The sequence below is a fragment of the Burkholderia ubonensis genome, assembly GCF_902833085.1.
Lineage (GTDB): Bacteria > Pseudomonadota > Gammaproteobacteria > Burkholderiales > Burkholderiaceae > Burkholderia > Burkholderia ubonensis.
Window position 1 is genome coordinate 359,882 of record NZ_CADFEB010000009.1, and the last position, 16,575, is coordinate 376,456.

Annotated in this window: 14 protein-coding genes and 1 pseudogene; 8 read left to right on the plus strand and 7 right to left on the minus strand. The window is 68.3% G+C overall.

The window, feature by feature from the left end; all coding sequences use genetic code 11:
* Nucleotides 1–3: 3 nt before the first annotated feature.
* Genes HWX31_RS25855 through HWX31_RS25865 form a run of 3 tightly spaced genes read right to left on the minus strand, consistent with a single transcriptional unit; the run spans nt 4 to nt 3,207 of the window.
* A complete protein-coding gene (locus HWX31_RS25855; RefSeq protein WP_174965989.1) occupies nt 4–1,515 on the minus strand; it encodes a YfcC family protein in 1,512 nt (503 codons plus the stop codon).
* A gap of 25 nt (nt 1,516–1,540) precedes the next feature.
* Complete coding sequence (locus HWX31_RS25860) at nt 1,541–2,311, minus strand: IclR family transcriptional regulator (RefSeq protein WP_174965990.1); 771 nt, start codon at nt 2,309–2,311, stop codon at nt 1,541–1,543.
* Complete coding sequence (locus HWX31_RS25865) at nt 2,308–3,207, minus strand: N-formylglutamate amidohydrolase (protein ID WP_174965991.1); 900 nt, start codon at nt 3,205–3,207, stop codon at nt 2,308–2,310. Before HWX31_RS25865 ends, HWX31_RS25860 begins: the two co-directional genes overlap by 4 nt.
* Before the next feature lie 350 nt (nt 3,208–3,557).
* Between HWX31_RS25865 and HWX31_RS25870 the strand changes: the two genes are divergently transcribed.
* Entirely contained in the window at nt 3,558–4,661 is a 1,104-nt protein-coding gene (locus HWX31_RS25870) for a porin (RefSeq protein ID WP_174965992.1), read from the plus strand.
* A 27-nt stretch (nt 4,662–4,688) separates the two neighbouring features.
* On the opposite strand, the gene HWX31_RS25875 is transcribed toward HWX31_RS25870, so the two are convergent.
* On the minus strand, nt 4,689–5,525 hold the full coding sequence (locus HWX31_RS25875; protein ID WP_059737606.1) for a DMT family transporter: 837 nt from the start codon (nt 5,523–5,525) through the stop codon (nt 4,689–4,691).
* 121 nt (nt 5,526–5,646) lie between these two features.
* Between HWX31_RS25875 and selD the strand changes: the two genes are divergently transcribed.
* The 3 genes from selD (at nt 5,647) to HWX31_RS25890 (ending at nt 8,594) form a co-directional block, all read left to right on the plus strand.
* The gene (gene selD, locus HWX31_RS25880; RefSeq protein ID WP_063888974.1) at nt 5,647–6,711 is read left to right on the plus strand and encodes a selenide, water dikinase SelD; all 1,065 of its coding nucleotides are present in this window, start codon (nt 5,647–5,649) and stop codon (nt 6,709–6,711) included.
* A gap of 68 nt (nt 6,712–6,779) precedes the next feature.
* The gene (locus HWX31_RS25885) at nt 6,780–7,370 is read left to right on the plus strand and encodes a LysE family translocator (protein ID WP_059610437.1); all 591 of its coding nucleotides are present in this window, start codon (nt 6,780–6,782) and stop codon (nt 7,368–7,370) included.
* A gap of 156 nt (nt 7,371–7,526) precedes the next feature.
* The gene (locus HWX31_RS25890; RefSeq protein WP_174965993.1) at nt 7,527–8,594 is read left to right on the plus strand and encodes a purine-nucleoside phosphorylase; all 1,068 of its coding nucleotides are present in this window, start codon (nt 7,527–7,529) and stop codon (nt 8,592–8,594) included.
* A gap of 183 nt (nt 8,595–8,777) precedes the next feature.
* Here HWX31_RS25890 and HWX31_RS25895 read toward each other — a convergent pair whose 3' ends face one another.
* The 3 genes and pseudogenes from HWX31_RS25895 to ceoR all read right to left on the minus strand — a co-directional run bounded on the left by HWX31_RS25895 (nt 8,778) and on the right by ceoR (nt 10,570).
* The gene (locus HWX31_RS25895; RefSeq protein WP_059610438.1) at nt 8,778–9,071 is read right to left on the minus strand and encodes a DUF4148 domain-containing protein; all 294 of its coding nucleotides are present in this window, start codon (nt 9,069–9,071) and stop codon (nt 8,778–8,780) included.
* Nucleotides 9,072–9,362: 291 nt separating this feature from the next.
* Nucleotides 9,363–9,497 (minus strand): annotated as a pseudogene (locus tag HWX31_RS25900) (winged helix-turn-helix domain-containing protein); the annotation flags it as partial.
* Between the two features lie 68 nt (nt 9,498–9,565).
* Nucleotides 9,566–10,570, minus strand: a complete 1,005-nt coding sequence (gene ceoR, locus HWX31_RS25905) for a putative multidrug efflux transcriptional regulator CeoR (RefSeq protein ID WP_174965994.1) — start codon at nt 10,568–10,570, stop codon at nt 9,566–9,568.
* Nucleotides 10,571–10,739: 169 nt separating this feature from the next.
* Between ceoR and HWX31_RS25910 the strand changes: the two genes are divergently transcribed.
* The 4 genes from HWX31_RS25910 to HWX31_RS35050 form a co-directional block, all read left to right on the plus strand.
* Entirely contained in the window at nt 10,740–11,591 is an 852-nt protein-coding gene (locus HWX31_RS25910) for an alpha/beta hydrolase (RefSeq protein WP_174965995.1), read from the plus strand.
* Nucleotides 11,592–11,666: 75 nt separating this feature from the next.
* Nucleotides 11,667–12,890 carry an efflux RND transporter periplasmic adaptor subunit gene (locus tag HWX31_RS25915; RefSeq protein ID WP_059618929.1) on the plus strand — a complete coding sequence of 408 codons (1,224 nt, stop codon included), beginning with the start codon at nt 11,667–11,669 and terminating at the stop codon, nt 12,888–12,890.
* Nucleotides 12,891–12,936: 46 nt separating this feature from the next.
* Nucleotides 12,937–16,122 (plus strand): multidrug efflux RND transporter permease subunit CeoB, encoded by a 3,186-nt coding sequence (gene ceoB, locus HWX31_RS25920; protein WP_175933982.1) that lies wholly within the window; start codon nt 12,937–12,939, stop codon nt 16,120–16,122.
* A gap of 10 nt (nt 16,123–16,132) precedes the next feature.
* A partial coding sequence (locus tag HWX31_RS35050; protein WP_244143852.1) for a TolC family protein occupies nt 16,133–16,575 on the plus strand: 443 nt, incomplete at its 3' end.

A 16,575-nucleotide genomic window follows, 5' to 3' on the forward strand; every position in this document is an offset into this window, starting at 1 on the left:
TGGTCAATACCCGCTCCACACCGCCAGCGTCAGCACCGCGCACGACAGCGCGAGCAGGATCGCGAACAGCGGCAGCACGAAGCGGATCCACGCGCCGAAATCGACGCGCGCGGTCGCGAGATACGCGAGCAGCATCCCCGAGGTCGGCGTGACGAGATTCGTCAGGCCGCCGCCGAGCACGAACGCGAGCACCGACGTCTGGCCGCTCACGCCCGACAGCTGCGCGATCGGCCCGATGATCGGCATGCTCACCGCGGCCTTGCCGGATACCGACGGAATGAACACGTCGAGCACCATCTGCACGGCCATCAGCCCGTTGGCGACCCACACCGGCGACCGGCCGTCCGCGAGCCGCGTGAAGAAGTGGATCAGCGTGTCGAGCACGAGGCTGTTCTGCAGCAGCAGCTCGACCGATGCGGCGAGCCCCATCAGCAGCGCCGCGAGCATCATGTTCTTCATCCCGTCGACGAACGCATCGGACGCGCTGCGCGAATCGAGCCCGCCGATCGCCGCGGTGACGAGGCTGACGAACGCGTAGAACGCGGCCAGCTCGACGTTGCCCCACTTCAGCTCGCGGGTGCCGACGATCAGCATCGCGACGGCCGCGGCGAACACGGCGAGCGTCGCCTTGTGGCGCAGCGACAGTTTCGCGGGCGGATGCGCGCCCGCCGCGGCCTGCCCGGCCCGATAGCCGCTGTTTCGGACATGCCGCAGCAGGTACAGGATGCCGATCGTCAGGAACACGACGAACACGGCCGCGCGCAGCCCGACGCCGCTGAACAGCGGCACGCCGACGAGCGGCTGCGCGACCGCGAGCGCGAGCGGGTTCGTGACCGACGCGATGTAGCCGATCTTCGCGGCGAGCGCGACCAGCGCGACCGCGAACAGGTCGGACAGGCCGAGGCGGCGCGCGATCACCATCACCATCGGAATGATCACCAGGTACTCGGAGATGAAGCCGAGCAGCGTGCTGCCGAGCCCGATCAGGATCATCAGCAGCGGCGTCAGCAGGTACGCGTTGTTGCCGGTGAGCTGCAGCAGCCGGTCGATGCCCGCATCGACGACGCCCGTCCTGCGCATCACGCCGAACATCCCGCCGACGAACATCACCATCACGATCAGCGGCGCGTTCTTCAGCAGGCCCTGCGGCACCGCGACGAATGCGGACACGAGGCTCGCGGGCGTCGCATGGTCGGGCGTGCTCCTGCTGACGGCGGGCGCGACGAGCGTCGCGAGCGTGGTGGTCTTCGGCACGACGTGATAGGTGCCCGGCACGACGAGCCGGCCGTTGCGCTCGAAGCGGCCCGAGTCGACGCTCCACGTGAGCGCGATCGCGGCGGCGAGCACCCACAGCATCATCACGACGGGATGCAGCATCTTGCCGTGCGGACGCGATTCGCGGCCGGCGGGCTCGACGGCGGAGCGCGCGTCGGCGTCCGGCGCAGGTGCGGCCGGGCCGTCGACGGGGGATTGGGCAGCGCGCGCGCTGGACGGATTCGGAATGGAGGCGGGCATCGGTTCCTCGCGGGTGACGGGGCCGTCAGGCCGGTTGCAGCGCGGCGCGCGCCGGGACGTAGCCGAGTTCGGCGGAAATCGCCTGGCTGCAGGCCTGCAGGCGTTCGATATAGTCGGGGATGTCGGCGTGGCTCACGCGCAGCTCGGGGCCCGTCACGCTGACCGACGCGAGCGTCGCGCCGCTCAGGTCGCGCACCGGCACCGCGATCCCGACCGTGCCGGGCGTCACTTCGCCGCTGCTGACCGCGTAGCCCTTGCGCGCGATCGCATCGAGCTCGTCGGCGAACTTCGGCTGATCGGCCGCCTGCCCGCGCTTGCGCATCTGCGCGAAAAACTCGTCGCGCACCACATCGGGCGCGAACGCCAGCAGCACCTTGCCCGACGCGCCGAAATGGATCGGCCGGCGGTTGCCGACCGAGCCGACCGCGCGGATCGCGTGCGTCGTTTCGCAGCGCGCGACACACACCGTTTCGAGCCCTTCGCGTACGCGCAGCACGACCGTTTCGTTGATCGCCTGGTTGAGCGCGAGCATGTGCCGGTGCGCGGCGCGCACGATCGCGTTCTGCTGCGACGCGGCCACGCCGATCACGAACGCCTGCGGCCCGAGCGCGTAGGTGGCCGTGCGCGGGTCCTGCGCGACGAAGCGGTGCAGCTCCAGCGTGCACAGCATCCGGTAGGTGCGCGACTTGTTGATGCCGAGTTGCGATGCGAGCTCGGTCACGCCGAGGTTCGGGTGCTCGGCCACGTAGGTCAGCAGCTTGAGCGCGCTGTCGACGGCGTCGACGATGTACGTCATCGAGGGTCTCCGGAGGGGGCGAGCTGCGTGCGCACGTAGCCGGCGAGCGCATCGAGGTACGCGTCGACCGTGCCCTTCAGCGCGTCGAAGCCCGCGTGCTTCTCGCACGTCGCTTCGTCCATGTAGCGCGCCCGGTTGAATTCGATCTGGATGCTGTGGCGCCGCCGCGCCGGATCGGCGAGCGCATTCAGCAGGTCGCCGCCCTGGTACGGCTCGTTGATCTGCACGCGGTAGCCGGCATCGGCGAACCACTGCGCGGTCCACGCGGTGAACGCGGGATCGGCGCTCGTGCCGAGCCGGTCGCTGACGACGACGTCCGGCCGCGCGGCGCCGGCATCGACGTTCATCGCGTTGCCGCGCGATTTCATCGAATGGCAGTTGACGTGCCACAGCGCGCCGTGCGCGGCGTACAGCGGCTCGGCCGCGTCGGCCAGCGCGCGGCGGTACGGCCGGTAGTACGCGTCGATGCGCCGGCGCACCGCGTCGAGCGGCAGCTTGCGGTCATAGAGCGGCACGCCCGGCAGCGCGAAGCGCCGGATCAGCCCCATGCCGCGCAGCGTGTAGGCCTGCGGCGCGAGCGGCGCGGGCCACGGCTGCTCGAGCAGCTCGGCGTCGATGTCGGTTTCCGCGCGGTTCGGGTCGATGTACGCGCGCGGGAACGTCGCGCCGATCAGCGTGGCGCCGCGCGCGGGCGCGCCGGCCCACAGCTCGTCGACGTACGCGTCCCACGACGTGCGGATCGCGTCGTGCGGCGCGACGGGCGCGAAGTCCGGCGGGTAGGCGAGACCGCTGTGCGGGGAGTCGACGACGATCGGCAGCGCGCCGGCCGACGGCCGCGCGACGAAGTACGCGGACGGTTCGCCGGCGGCGCCGGTGTTGCAATTAAACGTCACCATGGGGATCAGGATCTTTACCTAGGTTATCCATTTATTTTCGGTCGCTCGTTTTAATCATTAAAACAGCGTATCAATATTTCACAACGACTGAAAAAACCGGTCAAGCGCTTTTTTCGGCGTCGAGGTTGAACCGCTGAATCCGGCGCTTTCCCTCGTCAGTATTGGGTTTGTTTCATTCATTGAAACGGCGGCGAAACGGGCTTTGGCGCGAGTATTCGTGTGATCTTTTTCCCATGTTGACGCCAAAAACATCCGAAATAGAAAATTAATAAGACGATGTTTTATTCAATAAAACACGTTTCGAGCGAATCAAATCGCTCCCCATATACAACCGACAAAGGGTCAGAGATATGAAACGGACGGAAATGGCGGCGGCGCTGATGGGTGTCGCGATCGGCGCGGGCGCGTCGCACGCGTGCGCGCAGTCGAGCGTGACGCTGTACGGGATCGTCGATTCGGGCATCACGTACACGAACAACCAGAACGGCCACGCGACCTGGCAGGCGACGGGCGGCAACGAGCAGGGCGCGCGCTGGGGCCTGCTCGGCAAGGAAGACCTGGGCGGCGGCACGAGCGCGGTGTTCCGGCTCGAAAACGGCTTCAACCTCGAGACCGGCGCCGCGAGCCAGGGCGGGCGCCTGTTCGGGCGGCGCGCGTACGTGGGTCTCGCGAACGAGCGCTGGGGCACGCTGACGATGGGCCGCCAGTACAACGCGGCGCAGGAAGTGCTGGAGCCGCTGCAGATCGGCGCGAGCACCGCGCTCACGCAGTACGCGCTGCATCCGTTCGATGCCGACGACCTGAACAACACGTTCCGCACCAACAATTCGGTGCAATACCGGACGCCCACCTGGGGCGGGTTGAGCGCGGTCGGCATGTATGGCTTCTCGAACACCACGTCGTTCGCGCAGAACCGCGTGTGGAGCGTCGGCGCGAGCTACGAGCACGGCCCGCTGCAGCTCGGCGCGGCCTACGTGCGCGTCGACCACCCGGCGCTCGACACGACGGGCGCGGTCGCGTCCGACAACTACTACACGTTCATCAAGGGCGTGACGCGCCAGCAGATCTGGGGCGCGGGCGGCGCGTATGCATGGGGCAACGCGACCTTCGGGCTGCTGTACACGAGTTCGCTGTTCAACCTGCAGACCGGCGGCGCGACGCGCTTCAACAACTTCGAGGGCAGCGTGCGCTACCGCGTGACGCCCGCGCTGCAGGTCGCGCTCGGCGAGACCTATACGCAGGTGCTCGCGTCGCGGAGCACCAAGCCGAGCTCGCACTACCTGCAGACGAGCGCCGGCGCGCAGTACTTCCTGTCGAAGCGCACCGACGTCTACCTGAACGCGTTCTGGCAGCGCGCGTCGTCGAACACGATCGCGGCGATCGACGGCATCTCGAACCCGTCGAGCACGCGCACGCAGATCGTCGCGGTGACGGGCATCCGCCACCGGTTCTGATGCGGCGGGCGGCGCGCTCGCGTGCGATCACAGCCGGATCAGCGCCGCCCCCGCGACGACCAGCGCGCACGCGACGAGCCGCTGCGGGCCGGGCCGCTCGCGCATCGCGAACCAGCCGATCGCGACCGCGAAAATCGAGCTCGTCTCGCGCAGCGCCGACACGGTCGCGACCGGCAGGTGCCGGTACGCGAGCACGACGATCCCGTATGCGACCAGCGAGATCGTGCCGGCCACGACGCCTTGCCGCACCGCGTCGCGCGACCCGAACACGCCGCGCGGGCCGCCGCGCACCGCGCACACCAGCAGGATCTGCGGCACGCTCCACAGCAGGTACACCCACGCGACGTAGCCGAGCGCGCTGCCCGCGACGCGCGCGCCGATGCCGTCGCAGATCGAATATGCGGCGATGAACACACCCGTCAGCAGCGCATACGGCACGCTTTCCCCGGAGAACCTGAACCCGCGCCGCAGCGCGAGCGACATGATCCCGAACGACACGAGCACGATGCCGGCGAAGCCGAACGGCGTCGGCCGCTCGTGCAGCGCGGCGAATGCGAGCACCGACACGAGCAGCGGCGACAGGCCGCGCGCGATCGGATAGATCTGCCCGAACTCGCCGCTGCGATATGCGCGCGCGAGCGTGAAGCAGTACGCGACCTCGAGCGCGGCGGACGCTGCGACATAGGGCCACGCGGCGCGCTCGGGCGCCGGCAGCAGCCACGCGCCCGCGATGCCGAACGCGAGATACGGCAGCGACATCGTGCCGAGCTGCGCGAGCCGGTCTTCGCTGACGTGCAGGAAGGCGTTCCAGACGGCGTGCAGCAGCGCCGAGCACAGCACGAGGGCGATGAAGAGGTGGTCCATGACAGACGGTCAGGCGGTCGAGGGGAGGGCGGATGCGGACGGCGCCGTCATTATGTGGGCGGCGGGCACGCCGGCGCGGAATTGTCGATAATAGAACGTTGTTATTCACCCGATGCCGACGATGACCGAAGCCACCCAGACCCCGCCCGCCGTTCCGCGCCTCACGAGCCTGTCTCATGGAGGCGGCTGCGGCTGCAAGATCGCGCCTGGCGTGCTGTCCGAGCTGCTGAAGCGCGCGACGCCGCCCGCCCTGTTTCCGGACCTGCTCGTCGGCACCGAAACCTCCGACGATGCCGCGGTCTATCGCCTGAACGACGAGCAGGCGATCGTCGCGACCACCGATTTCTTCATGCCGATCGTCGACGATCCGTTCGATTTCGGGCGGATCGCGGCGACCAACGCGCTGTCCGACGTTTACGCGATGGGCGGCAAGCCGCTGCTCGCGCTCGCGCTGGTCGGCATGCCGATCAACGTGCTGCCGCACGAGACGATCGCGGCGGTGCTGCGCGGCGGCGAGTCCGTGTGCGCGGACGCGGGGATTCCGGTCGCGGGCGGCCATTCGATCGACTCGGTCGAGCCGATCTACGGGCTGGCGGCGATCGGCGTCGTGCATCCGTCGCGCGTGAAGCGCAATGCGGCGGCGCGCGCGGGCGACGTGCTGGTGCTCGGCAAGCCGCTCGGCGTCGGCGTGCTGTCCGCCGCGCTGAAGAAGAACCAGCTCGACGACGCCGGCTACGCGCAGATGATCGCGACCACGACCAAGCTGAACCGGCCGGGCGCCGAGCTGGCCGCGCTGCCGGGCGTGCACGCGCTGACCGACGTGACCGGCTTCGGCCTGCTCGGCCACACGCTCGAGCTCGCGCGCGGCGCGGGGCTCACGGCGCGCGTGCGCTACGCGGCGCTGCCGTGGCTCGCGGGCGTCGAGGCGTTCGCGGCGGCCGGCGTGTTCACCGGCGCGTCGGGCCGCAACTGGGCGGCCTACGGCGCGGACGTGCGGCTCGGCGACGCGCTGCCGCCGATCGCGCAGGCGCTGCTGACCGATCCGCAGACGTCGGGCGGCCTGCTCGTCGCGTGCTCGCCCGATGCGGTCGACGACGTGCTCGCCTGCTTCCGCGCGGACGGTTTCGATCGCGCGGCGGTGATCGGCGAGATGACGGACGGGCCGGCCCGCGTCGACGTCGCCTGACGTACTTTCCCCCGGACATTTTTGCGGTCGCTAGAATCGGCGTTTTCCATCGAAGACGTCGACTCCCGATGAACGACTTCCTGTTCGGGCTGATGATCGCGCTGTCGGTCGGCCCCGTTGCGCTGATGATCGCGAACTACGGGATGCGCGCCGGCACCGCGAGCGGCGTGCGCGCGGCGGCCGGCGTCGCGACGGCCGACGGCTGCTATGCGGTCGTCGCGTTCACGATCGGCGCGCTGCTCGCGGGCACGCTCGCGTCGCACCTGTCGCTGTTCCGTCTGGCCGGTGCGCTCGTGCTGCTCGCGATGGGCGCGCGGATGATGTGGCAGGCGCTGCGGGATCGCCGCCGCACGCTCGACGGCGACGCGCCTGCGCCCGGCAGCCGCCCGTTCACGTCGATGTTCTTCGTCACGCTCGCGAACCCGCTCACGATCCTGCTGTTCTACGGCTACGCGACGGCTGCCGCCGCCGCGCATCGTCACTGGCTGCTCGGCGCGGCGTGCGTGTTCGCGGGCAGCCTCACCGGCCAGCTCGTGTTCGCGTTCGGCGGCAGCGCGATCGGCCGCCTCGTCAAGTCGCCCGCGCTGCTTGCCGCGAGCCACGTCGTCGCGGCACTTGTCGTGCTCGGCTACGGGGTCGCGGGGCTCGCGCGGTTGTAGCCCCGGCGCTCGCCCCGATAGCATTCCTCACCTTCTCGCGGAACCGGTATCGCAAGCGGGTTTCGCATCGGACACGGACCGTTCTATACTCCGTCGCGCAGTCTCCGAGAGTCGTTCACACTCAACATCACTTATACAAAGACACAAAGGACGCCGATGCTGACTCGCTCCATTCTTTCCGCCGCCGCCTTCTCGCTCGCCGCCTGCGCGACCGCGCCGTCGATCGCGCAGGGCAATAATGCGGACCAGTCGTTTGCCGACACCGGTGCACAGGGCCGCCCGGTCAAGGTCATGATCGTCACGATGTTCGCGCCGGAAGGCCAGGCCTGGCTCGATCGCCTCGGCCCGTGGCGCGACGTGACGGTGCCGGGCCTGTCGCCAGATTACCCGGCGGTTCACTGCAACAAGCAGGACGTATGCGTGATGACGACCGGCATGGGCTATGCGAACGCCGCGGCGTCGATCATGGCGCTGACGTTCTCGCAGCGCTTCGATCTGCGCCGCACGTATTTCCTGATCTCCGGCATCGCGGGCGTCGATCCCGCGCAAGGGACGGTGGGCTCCGCCGCGTGGGCGAAGTACCTCGTCGATTTCGGCCTGCAGTGGGAGCTCGACGCGCGCGAAATTCCCGCCGGCTGGAACTCCGGCTATCTCGGCATCAACACGAAGAGCCCGAGCGACAAGCCGCCGCTCGACTACCGCAGCGAAGTGTTCCAGCTCAATCCGCAACTGGCCGACGCCGCGTACGCGCTGTCGCGCAACGTCGTGCTCGCCGACAGCACGCAGGCGCAGGCCGCGCGTGCGAAATTCAGCTACGCGCCCGCGAACCAGCCGCCTTCGGTGATCCGCTGCGACACGTCGTCGGGCAATACGTGGTTCTCGGGCACGCTGCTCGGCGAGCGCGCGCGGCAATGGACCAAGATCCTGACGGACGACAAGGGTACGTACTGCATGACCGCGCAGGAAGACAACTCGACGTTCGAGGCGCTGAAGCGCGCGGCGAGCGTGAAGCGGGTGGACCTGTCGCGCGTCGCGGTGCTGCGCACCGGCTCCGATTTCGACCGCCCGTATGCGGGGCAGACGAGCGTCGACAACCTGCTGAACTACGCGGACCAGGGCGGCTTCGTCCCGGCGACCGAGAACCTGTACCGCGCGGGCAATCCGCTCGTGCAGGACATCGTGTCGCACTGGGGCGAATGGCGCGACGGCGTGCCGCGCCGTTGACGCGCTGTTGACCGTGCGTCAGTGCGATTGCGGGCGGAACGGCGTCCAGACCGGCGTATCGCTGTTCCAGTGATCGAGCGGCGAGGGCAGTTGATCGTTCATGATGCGCAACTCCTGCAAATAACCGGCTGATGTGATTCATGACGCCGCGCGCGGGGCGACCCGATGCGCGGCGTCGTGCGTTTACCGGCCCGCGCCTGCGAGCTGGTTGCCTTCCGGCGTCGGACGATACGGGCGCGGCACGAGGTCGAGCCCTTGCGCGTACGACGTGGCCTTGCGGATGTACGCGACGGTTCCGTCGCGCTGCGACTGTTCGAGTTCCGCACGGACTTCGGCGCGGGTGCGCGGGCCGTTGCTTTGTGCGTACAGCGAGGTATTGCCGTAATCGCCTGCGTGGGCCGTGGCGGTGTCGGCGAAGGCCGGCGCGGACACGACGAGTGCAAGGGCAAGGGCGGAGAGCAGACCGCGGCGTTTCATGATGGGACTCCTGTCTATTCGATGCGCATGTTGCTGCGCGACAGGATCTACTCTAAGAGCGCGAGCGCCGCTGATAAATGGCGTTGCGGTGAATTGAATTGTCGCCCCAGTGGAACAATCGGAAACCGCACGAACGATGGGGGTATCGCGGAACGCCTTGCCGGGCGGGGGTGAGCGGGGCACGGCCCGTGCCGTTTTCGGGGGCGCCGCGCGTGCCGTGCAATGTGATTCGTACTATCGGCGCAATAGTCTTCTGCTAATCATGGAGAGACGGCAGCATGCTGCGATGCGTCAGGCCACTCCGAGCCGGTAGCCGCGCGTGTCGATCGTGCTGAGCCGCACGCCGTTCGTCGGTTGGAGCGCGAGCTTCATCCGCAGCCGGTAGATGTGCGTGTCGAGGCTGCGCGACACGCCGGCCATGTCGCGTAGGGAAAGGGGCGCGCACGGCGGGTGAAGTGACGGGACGGCCGGCGTGCGCCGGCCTCATGCGATTCTTACGCGACCCACTCGTTGAGCACCGGCGTGTCGAGCGCCGGCGCGCGTTCCGCTTCCTCGAACGTGCGCTTGCTGCACGTCGCGTCGAGGCTGCCCTTGCCGCTCAGGAGCGGGCAGCGGTCGAACACCTCGGCGATCCAGTCGACGAACACGCGCACCTTCGGTGACAGGTGGCGGCTGTGCGGATAGACGACCGAGATCGGCATCGGCAGCGGCTTGATGCCGGGCAGGACTTCCTTGAGCCGGCCCTCGCGCAGGTGCGGCAACACCATGAACAGCGGCGGCTGCACCAGCCCGAAGCCTTCGAGCCCGCACGTCACGTACGCGTCCGCGTCGTTCACCGACACGACGCTGTCCATCTTGATCTCGACTTCCTTGCCGTCGATCAGGAACGTCCAGTCGATCACGCGGCCCGTGCGGCTCGAGAAGTAGTTGACGGCCTTGTGCTGGCTCAGGTCCTCGATCGACTGCGGCTCGCCGTACTTCTCGAGATAGGCGGGCGACGCGACCGACGTGCATTCGAACAGGCCGATGCGGCGCGCGACGAGCGACGAGTCCTGCAGCGCGCCGACCCGGATCACGCAGTCGACGCCTTCCTGCAGCAGGTCGACCGGGCGGTCCGACAGGCCGAGCTGCAGGTCGATGTCCGGATAGCGCGAATGGAATTCGCACAGCCACGGGATCACGAGCAGCCGCCCGATCGAGCCCGGCATGTCGATACGCAACTTTCCGTGCGGCTTGCGGTTGTTGTTCTGGAAGCTCGCCTCGGTTTCCTCGACGTCCGCGAGAATCCGCACGCAGCGTTCGTAGTACGCGGCGCCGTCGGGCGTCAGCGACAGCCGGCGGGTGGTGCGGTGCATCAGACGCACGCCGAGGAATGCTTCCAGATTCTGGATGATGGTCGTGACGGACGCCCGCGGCAGGCTGAGCGTCTCCGCCGCCTTGGTGAAGCTGCTCGTGTCGACGACGCGTGTAAACACCTGCATGGCCTGAAGCCGGTCCATCGCAACCTCCGCATTTGACGCGCCGAACAAAGAGGCTGCGTTGCCTCGAAAGCAAACGCAGCCCGTGATTGTTCGGAGTCGTTGAATTGTGTTGCCGGATTATAGGCATTTATCCGGATGTCTGCCGGACCCAGAATGCGTTCCATCTTGAAATGGATGCCGTTTCCTCATGGACGCCTCTGAATTCAGCAAATTCCTGAAAGCCGCGCTGCCGACGGAGCCCAGCGCCGGCGCGGCTCTGATGGTCACCGAGGTCGAAATTCCCGGCTACGCGCAGGACATCACGCTGCGTCTGTATCGTCGCCCGGACAAGACCGGACTGCCGGTAGTGCTTTATTTCCACGGCGGCGGGTTCGTGCGCGGCACGCTCGACGACGCCGATTTCGCCGCGCGCTTTTTAGCAGAACGCTTACCGGCGCTCGTCGTCTCGGTCGATTATTCGCTCGCGCCGGCCCATCCGTTTCCGGCCGCGCCGGAGGACGCGTATCGCGCGGCGATCTGGGCCGCGACCCGCGCCCGCGCGTTCGGCGGCAATCCGAAGAAGATCGGCGTCGCCGGCCATGACGCGGGCGGTCAGCTCGCGAACTGCCTCGCGTTCATCGCGCGCGACCGCGGCGAGGTGCCGATCGCCGCACAGGCGCTGTTCGGCCCGATGCTCGATCCGAGCATGACACGCATCGGCGACGCCGAGCGCCTCGCGTCCGACATCACCGCGCGCGAATGCGCGGCGTGCTATCGCGCATACCTGCCGCAGGCGGCGCAGCGGATGCACCCGTACGCGGCGCCGCTCGAATCGGTGCGCCTCGCGGGGCTGCCGCCGACGCTGATCGTCACCGCGCAGAACGACGTGCTGCACGTCGAGGCGGAAAAGTATGCAGGCTGCCTGATCGAATCCGGCGTGCTCACGCAGGTGATCCGCTATCCGGATATCACGCACGCCGCGCTCGCGACGCATGAACTCGCGTTCGAGGAAGCCGTGCGCTTCTTCCAGTGCCGCTTCCAGGCGCGGCAGCCGAGCTGAATCGCGGACCGAACCGGAACCTGACTGCGAATCGAACTGAATAACCAATCCAATCCACGTTCACTGGAGATCTATATGGCCATCCTACGCACCCCTCGTTCCCGGATCGCAGCCGCGGTCGCGACGCTCGCCGTCGTCGGCCTGGGCACGTTCGGCGCGATCCGCGTCAGCGCGAGCGCGCCGGAGAAGCCGGCGGCGCCGCTGCCGGAAGTCGACGTCGCAACCGTCTTGCCGCAGACCGTGACGGACTGGCAGGCCTATTCGGGTCGCCTCGAAGCCGTCGAGAAGGTCGACGTGCGCCCGCAGGTGCCGGGCACGATCGTGTCGGTCAACTTCAAGGACGGCGCGCTCGTGAAGAAAGGCGACGTGCTGTTCGTGATCGATCCGCGCCCGTACCAGGCCGAAGTCGACCGCGCGGGCGCGCAGCTCGCGGCCGCGCAGGCGCGCAACGGCTATGCGCAGAGCGACTGGCAGCGCGCGCAGCGGCTGATCGGCGACAACGCGATCGCGAAGCGCGACTACGACGAGAAGCAGAACGCGGCGCGCGAGGCGAGCGCGAACCTGAAGGCCGCCGAGGCCGCGCTCGAGACCGCGCGCATCAACCTCGGCTATACGCGCATCACCGCGCCCGTGGCGGGCCGCGTGTCGCGCGCGGAGATCACGCTCGGCAACGTCGTGTCGGCGGGCGCGTCGGCCGCGCCGCTGACGACGCTCGTGTCGGTGTCGCCGATCTACGCGTCGTTCGACGCGGACGAGCAGACCTACCTGCAATACATCGGCGGCGCGCGCGACGGCCGCAAGGTGCCGGTCGAGCTCGGCCTCGCGAACGAAGCCGGCTATTCGAGGAGCGGTGTGATCGACTCGGTCGACAACCGGCTCGACACGTCGTCCGGCACGATCCGCGTGCGCGCGCGCTTCGACAACGCGGACGGCTCGCTCGTCCCGGGCCTCTACGCGCGCGTGAAGGTCGGCGGCAGCGCGCCGCACCAGGCGCTGCTCGTCGACGACGCGGCGATCAACACCGACCAGGACAAGAAGTTCGTGTTCGTCGTCGATCAGCAGGGCCGCGTGTCGTACCGCGAAGTGCAGCCGGGGATGCAGCACGGCAACCGGCGCGTGATCGTCAGCGGCATCGCCGCCGGCGACCGCGTGATCGTGAACGGCACGCAGCGCGTGCGGCCGGGCGAGCAGGTCAAGCCGCACATGGTGCCGATGACGGGCGCGGATGCACCATCGGCGCCGTCCGCGCCGCTCGCCGACAACGCGAAGCCCGCCGCGCCGGCCAAGGCGAATTCGTAAGGGGCGCACCCGCCGCGCATTCGCGTCGAACCAGACAGAGCCAGCCATGAACATATCCAAATTCTTTATCGACCGGCCGATCTTTGCAGGAGTCCTATCGGTGGTCATCCTGCTTGCCGGGGTGATCGCGATGTTCCTGCTGCCGATTTCGGAATACCCGGAAGTCGTGCCGCCGTCGGTCATCGTCAAGGCGCAGTATCCGGGCGCGAACCCGAAGGTGATCGCCGAGACGGTCGCGTCGCCGCTCGAAGAGCAGATCAACGGCGTCGAGGACATGCTGTACATGCAGTCGCAGGCGAACAGCGACGGCAACATGACGATCACCGTCACGTTCAAGCTCGGCACCGATCCGGACAAGGCCACGCAGCTCGTGCAGAACCGCGTGAACCAGGCGCTGCCGCGCCTGCCGGAGGACGTGCAGCGGCTCGGCATCACGACGGTGAAGAGCTCGCCGACGCTGACGATGGTCGTGCACCTGATCTCGCCGGACAACCGCTACGACATGACCTACCTGCGCAACTACGCGCTGATCAACGTGAAGGACCGCCTGTCGCGGATCCAGGGCGTCGGCCAGGTGCAGCTGTGGGGGTCGGGCGACTACGCGATGCGCGTGTGGCTCGATCCGCAGAAGGTCGCGCAGCGCGGCCTCGCCGCGGAGGACGTCGTGCAGGCGATCCGCGAGCAGAACGTGCAGGTCGCGGCCGGCGTGATCGGCGCGTCGCCGTCGCTGCCGGGCACGCCGCTGCAACTGTCGGTGAACGCGCGCGGCCGCCTGCAGACGGAAGAGGAGTTCGGCGACATCGTCGTGAAGACGACGCCGGACGGCGGCGTCACGCACCTGCGCGACATCGCGCGCATCGAGCTCGACGCGTCCGAGTACGGGCTGCGCTCGCTGCTCGACAACAAGCCGGCGGTCGCGATGGCGATCAACCAGTCGCCGGGCGCGAACTCGCTGCAGATCTCGGACGAAGTGCGCAAGACGATGGCCGAGCTGAAGCAGGACATGCCGGCCGGCGTCGACTACAAGATCGTCTATGACCCGACGCAGTTCGTGCGTTCGTCGATCAAGGCCGTCGTGCACACGCTGCTCGAAGCGATCGCGCTGGTCGTGATCGTCGTGATCGTGTTCCTGCAGACCTGGCGCGCGTCGATCATTCCGCTGATCGCGGTGCCGGTGTCGATCGTCGGCACGTTCTCGCTGCTGCTCGGCTTCGGGTATTCGATCAACGCGCTGTCGCTGTTCGGGATGGTGCTAGCGATCGGGATCGTCGTCGACGATGCGATCGTCGTCGTCGAGAACGTCGAGCGCAACATCGAGAGCGGGATGAGCGCGCGGCAGGCGACCTACAAGGCGATGCAGGAGGTGAGCGGGCCGATCATCGCGATCGCGCTGACGCTGGTCGCCGTGTTCGTGCCGCTCGCGTTCATGTCGGGCCTGACCGGCCAGTTCTACAAGCAGTTCGCGATGACGATCGCGATCTCGACGGTGATCTCGGCGTTCAACTCGCTGACGCTGTCGCCGGCGCTGTCCGCGATCCTGCTGAAGGGCCACGGCGACAAGGAGGACTGGCTGACGCGCGTGATGAACCGCGTGCTCGGCGGCTTCTTCCGGGGCTTCAACAAGGTGTTCCATCGCGGCGCGGAGAACTACGGGCGCGGCGTGCGCGGCGTGCTGTCGAGAAAGGCGGTGATGCTCGGCGTGTACGTGGCGCTGGTCGGCGCGACCGTGATGGTGTCGAAGATCGTGCCGGGCGGCTTCGTGCCCGCGCAGGACAAGGAATACCTGATCGCGTTCGCGCAGCTGCCGAACGGCGCGTCGCTCGACCGCACCGAGAAGGTGATCCGCGACATGGGTTCGATCGCGCTGAAGCAGCCGGGCGTCGAGAGCGCGGTCGCGTTCCCGGGGCTGTCGGTGAACGGCTTCACCAACAGCTCCAGCGCGGGCATCGTGTTCGTTACGCTGAAGCCGTTCTCGGAGCGGCACGGCAAGGCGCTGTCGGCGGGCGCGATCGCGGGCGCGCTGAACCAGCAGTACGGGGCGATCAAGGATTCGTTCGTCGCGGTGTTCCCGCCGCCGCCGGTGCTCGGCCTCGGCACGCTCGGCGGCTTCAAGCTGCAGATCGAGGATCGCGGCGCGGTCGGCTACGCGAAGCTCGCCGATGCGACCAACGACTTCATCAAGCGCGCGCAGCAGGCGCCGGAGCTGGGGCCGCTGTTCACGAGCTACCAGATCAACGTGCCGCAGCTCAACGTCGATCTCGACCGCGTGAAGGCGAAGCAGCTCGGCGTGTCGGTCACCGACGTGTTCAACACGATGCAGGTGTATCTCGGCTCGCTGTACGTGAACGACTTCAACCGCTTCGGCCGCGTGTACCAGGTGCGCGTGCAGGCGGATGCGCCGTTCCGCCAGCGCGCGGACGACATCCTGCAGCTGAAGACGCGCAACGCCGCGGGCGAGATGGTGCCGCTGTCGTCGCTCGTCAACGTGACGCCGACGTTCGGCCCCGAGATGGTGGTGCGCTACAACGGCTACACGGCGGCAGACATCAACGGCGGCCCGGCCCCGGGCTTCTCGTCGGGGCAGGCGCAGGCGGCGATCGAGCGGATCGCGCACGAGACGCTGCCGCGCGGCGTGCGCTTCGAGTGGACCGACCTCACGTACCAGCAGATTCTCGCGGGCGATTCGGCGATCTGGGTGTTCCCGATCAGCGTGCTGCTCGTGTTCCTCGTGCTCGCCGCGCTGTATGAGAGCCTGACGCTGCCGCTCGCGGTGATCCTGATCGTGCCGATGAGCATCCTGTCGGCGCTTACCGGCGTGTGGCTCACGCAGGGCGACAACAACATCTTCACGCAGATCGGCCTGATGGTGCTGGTCGGGCTGTCGGCGAAGAACGCGATCCTGATCGTCGAGTTCGCGCGCGAGCTGGAGCACGACGGCAGGACGCCGCTCGAGGCGGCGATCGAAGCGAGCCGGCTGCGGCTGCGGCCGATCCTGATGACGTCGATCGCGTTCATCATGGGCGTCGTGCCGCTCGTCACGTCGACCGGCGCGGGCGCGGAGATGCGTCACGCGATGGGCATCGCGGTGTTCTTCGGGATGCTGGGCGTGACGCTGTTCGGCCTGATGCTGACGCCGGTGTTCTACGTCGTGCTGCGCACGCTCGCGGGCGGCAAGATCCACGTCGCCGGCAAGGATTCGGCCGGTTATGGCGTGCCCGCGCCCGATGCTTGAGGACTACAAAATGGATAACTCGAAGACTCAATCCGGTTTGATGCGCGTGGCGAAGGCGGCGGCGAGCGGCCTGCTCGTGTCGCTGCTCGCCGCGTGCGCGGTCGGGCCCGACTACCAGCGGCCGGACGTTGCGACGCCCGCCGCGTTCAAGGAAGCGCCGACGCTCGCGCCGGGCGAGCAGGCCGGCACGTGGAAGACCGCCGAGCCGTCGGACGCCGCGCATCGCGGCGAATGGTGGAAGGCGTTCGGCGATCCGGTGCTCGATGCGCTCGAGGCGCAGGCGCTGGCCGCGAACCAGAACCTGAAGGCCGCGGCGGCGCGCGTCGAGGAAGCGCGCGCGGCGACCCGCGCGGCGCGCTCGCAGTGGTTCCCGCAGGTCGGCGTCGGCTTCGGGCCGACGCGGCAGGGGCTGTCGTCGGCGTCGCAGTCGTTGCCGCAAGGCAGCGGCCCGAC

Bases quoted from the DNA above. Each gene is read 5' to 3' on its own strand.
- HWX31_RS25855 (WP_174965989.1), bottom strand. From the start codon at position 1,515: ATGCCCGCCTCCATTCCGAATCCGTCCAGCGCGCGCGCTGCCCAATCC.
- HWX31_RS25860 (WP_174965990.1), bottom strand. From the start codon at position 2,311: ATGACGTACATCGTCGACGCCGTCGACAGCGCGCTCAAGCTGCTGACC.
- HWX31_RS25865 (WP_174965991.1), bottom strand. From the start codon at position 3,207: ATGGTGACGTTTAATTGCAACACCGGCGCCGCCGGCGAACCGTCCGCG.
- HWX31_RS25870 (WP_174965992.1), top strand. From the start codon at position 3,558: ATGAAACGGACGGAAATGGCGGCGGCGCTGATGGGTGTCGCGATCGGC.
- HWX31_RS25875 (WP_059737606.1), bottom strand. From the start codon at position 5,525: ATGGACCACCTCTTCATCGCCCTCGTGCTGTGCTCGGCGCTGCTGCAC.
- selD (WP_063888974.1), top strand. From the start codon at position 5,647: ATGACCGAAGCCACCCAGACCCCGCCCGCCGTTCCGCGCCTCACGAGC.
- HWX31_RS25885 (WP_059610437.1), top strand. From the start codon at position 6,780: ATGAACGACTTCCTGTTCGGGCTGATGATCGCGCTGTCGGTCGGCCCC.
- HWX31_RS25890 (WP_174965993.1), top strand. From the start codon at position 7,527: ATGCTGACTCGCTCCATTCTTTCCGCCGCCGCCTTCTCGCTCGCCGCC.
- HWX31_RS25895 (WP_059610438.1), bottom strand. From the start codon at position 9,071: ATGAAACGCCGCGGTCTGCTCTCCGCCCTTGCCCTTGCACTCGTCGTG.
- ceoR (WP_174965994.1), bottom strand. From the start codon at position 10,570: ATGGACCGGCTTCAGGCCATGCAGGTGTTTACACGCGTCGTCGACACG.
- HWX31_RS25910 (WP_174965995.1), top strand. From the start codon at position 10,740: ATGGACGCCTCTGAATTCAGCAAATTCCTGAAAGCCGCGCTGCCGACG.
- HWX31_RS25915 (WP_059618929.1), top strand. From the start codon at position 11,667: ATGGCCATCCTACGCACCCCTCGTTCCCGGATCGCAGCCGCGGTCGCG.
- ceoB (WP_175933982.1), top strand. From the start codon at position 12,937: ATGAACATATCCAAATTCTTTATCGACCGGCCGATCTTTGCAGGAGTC.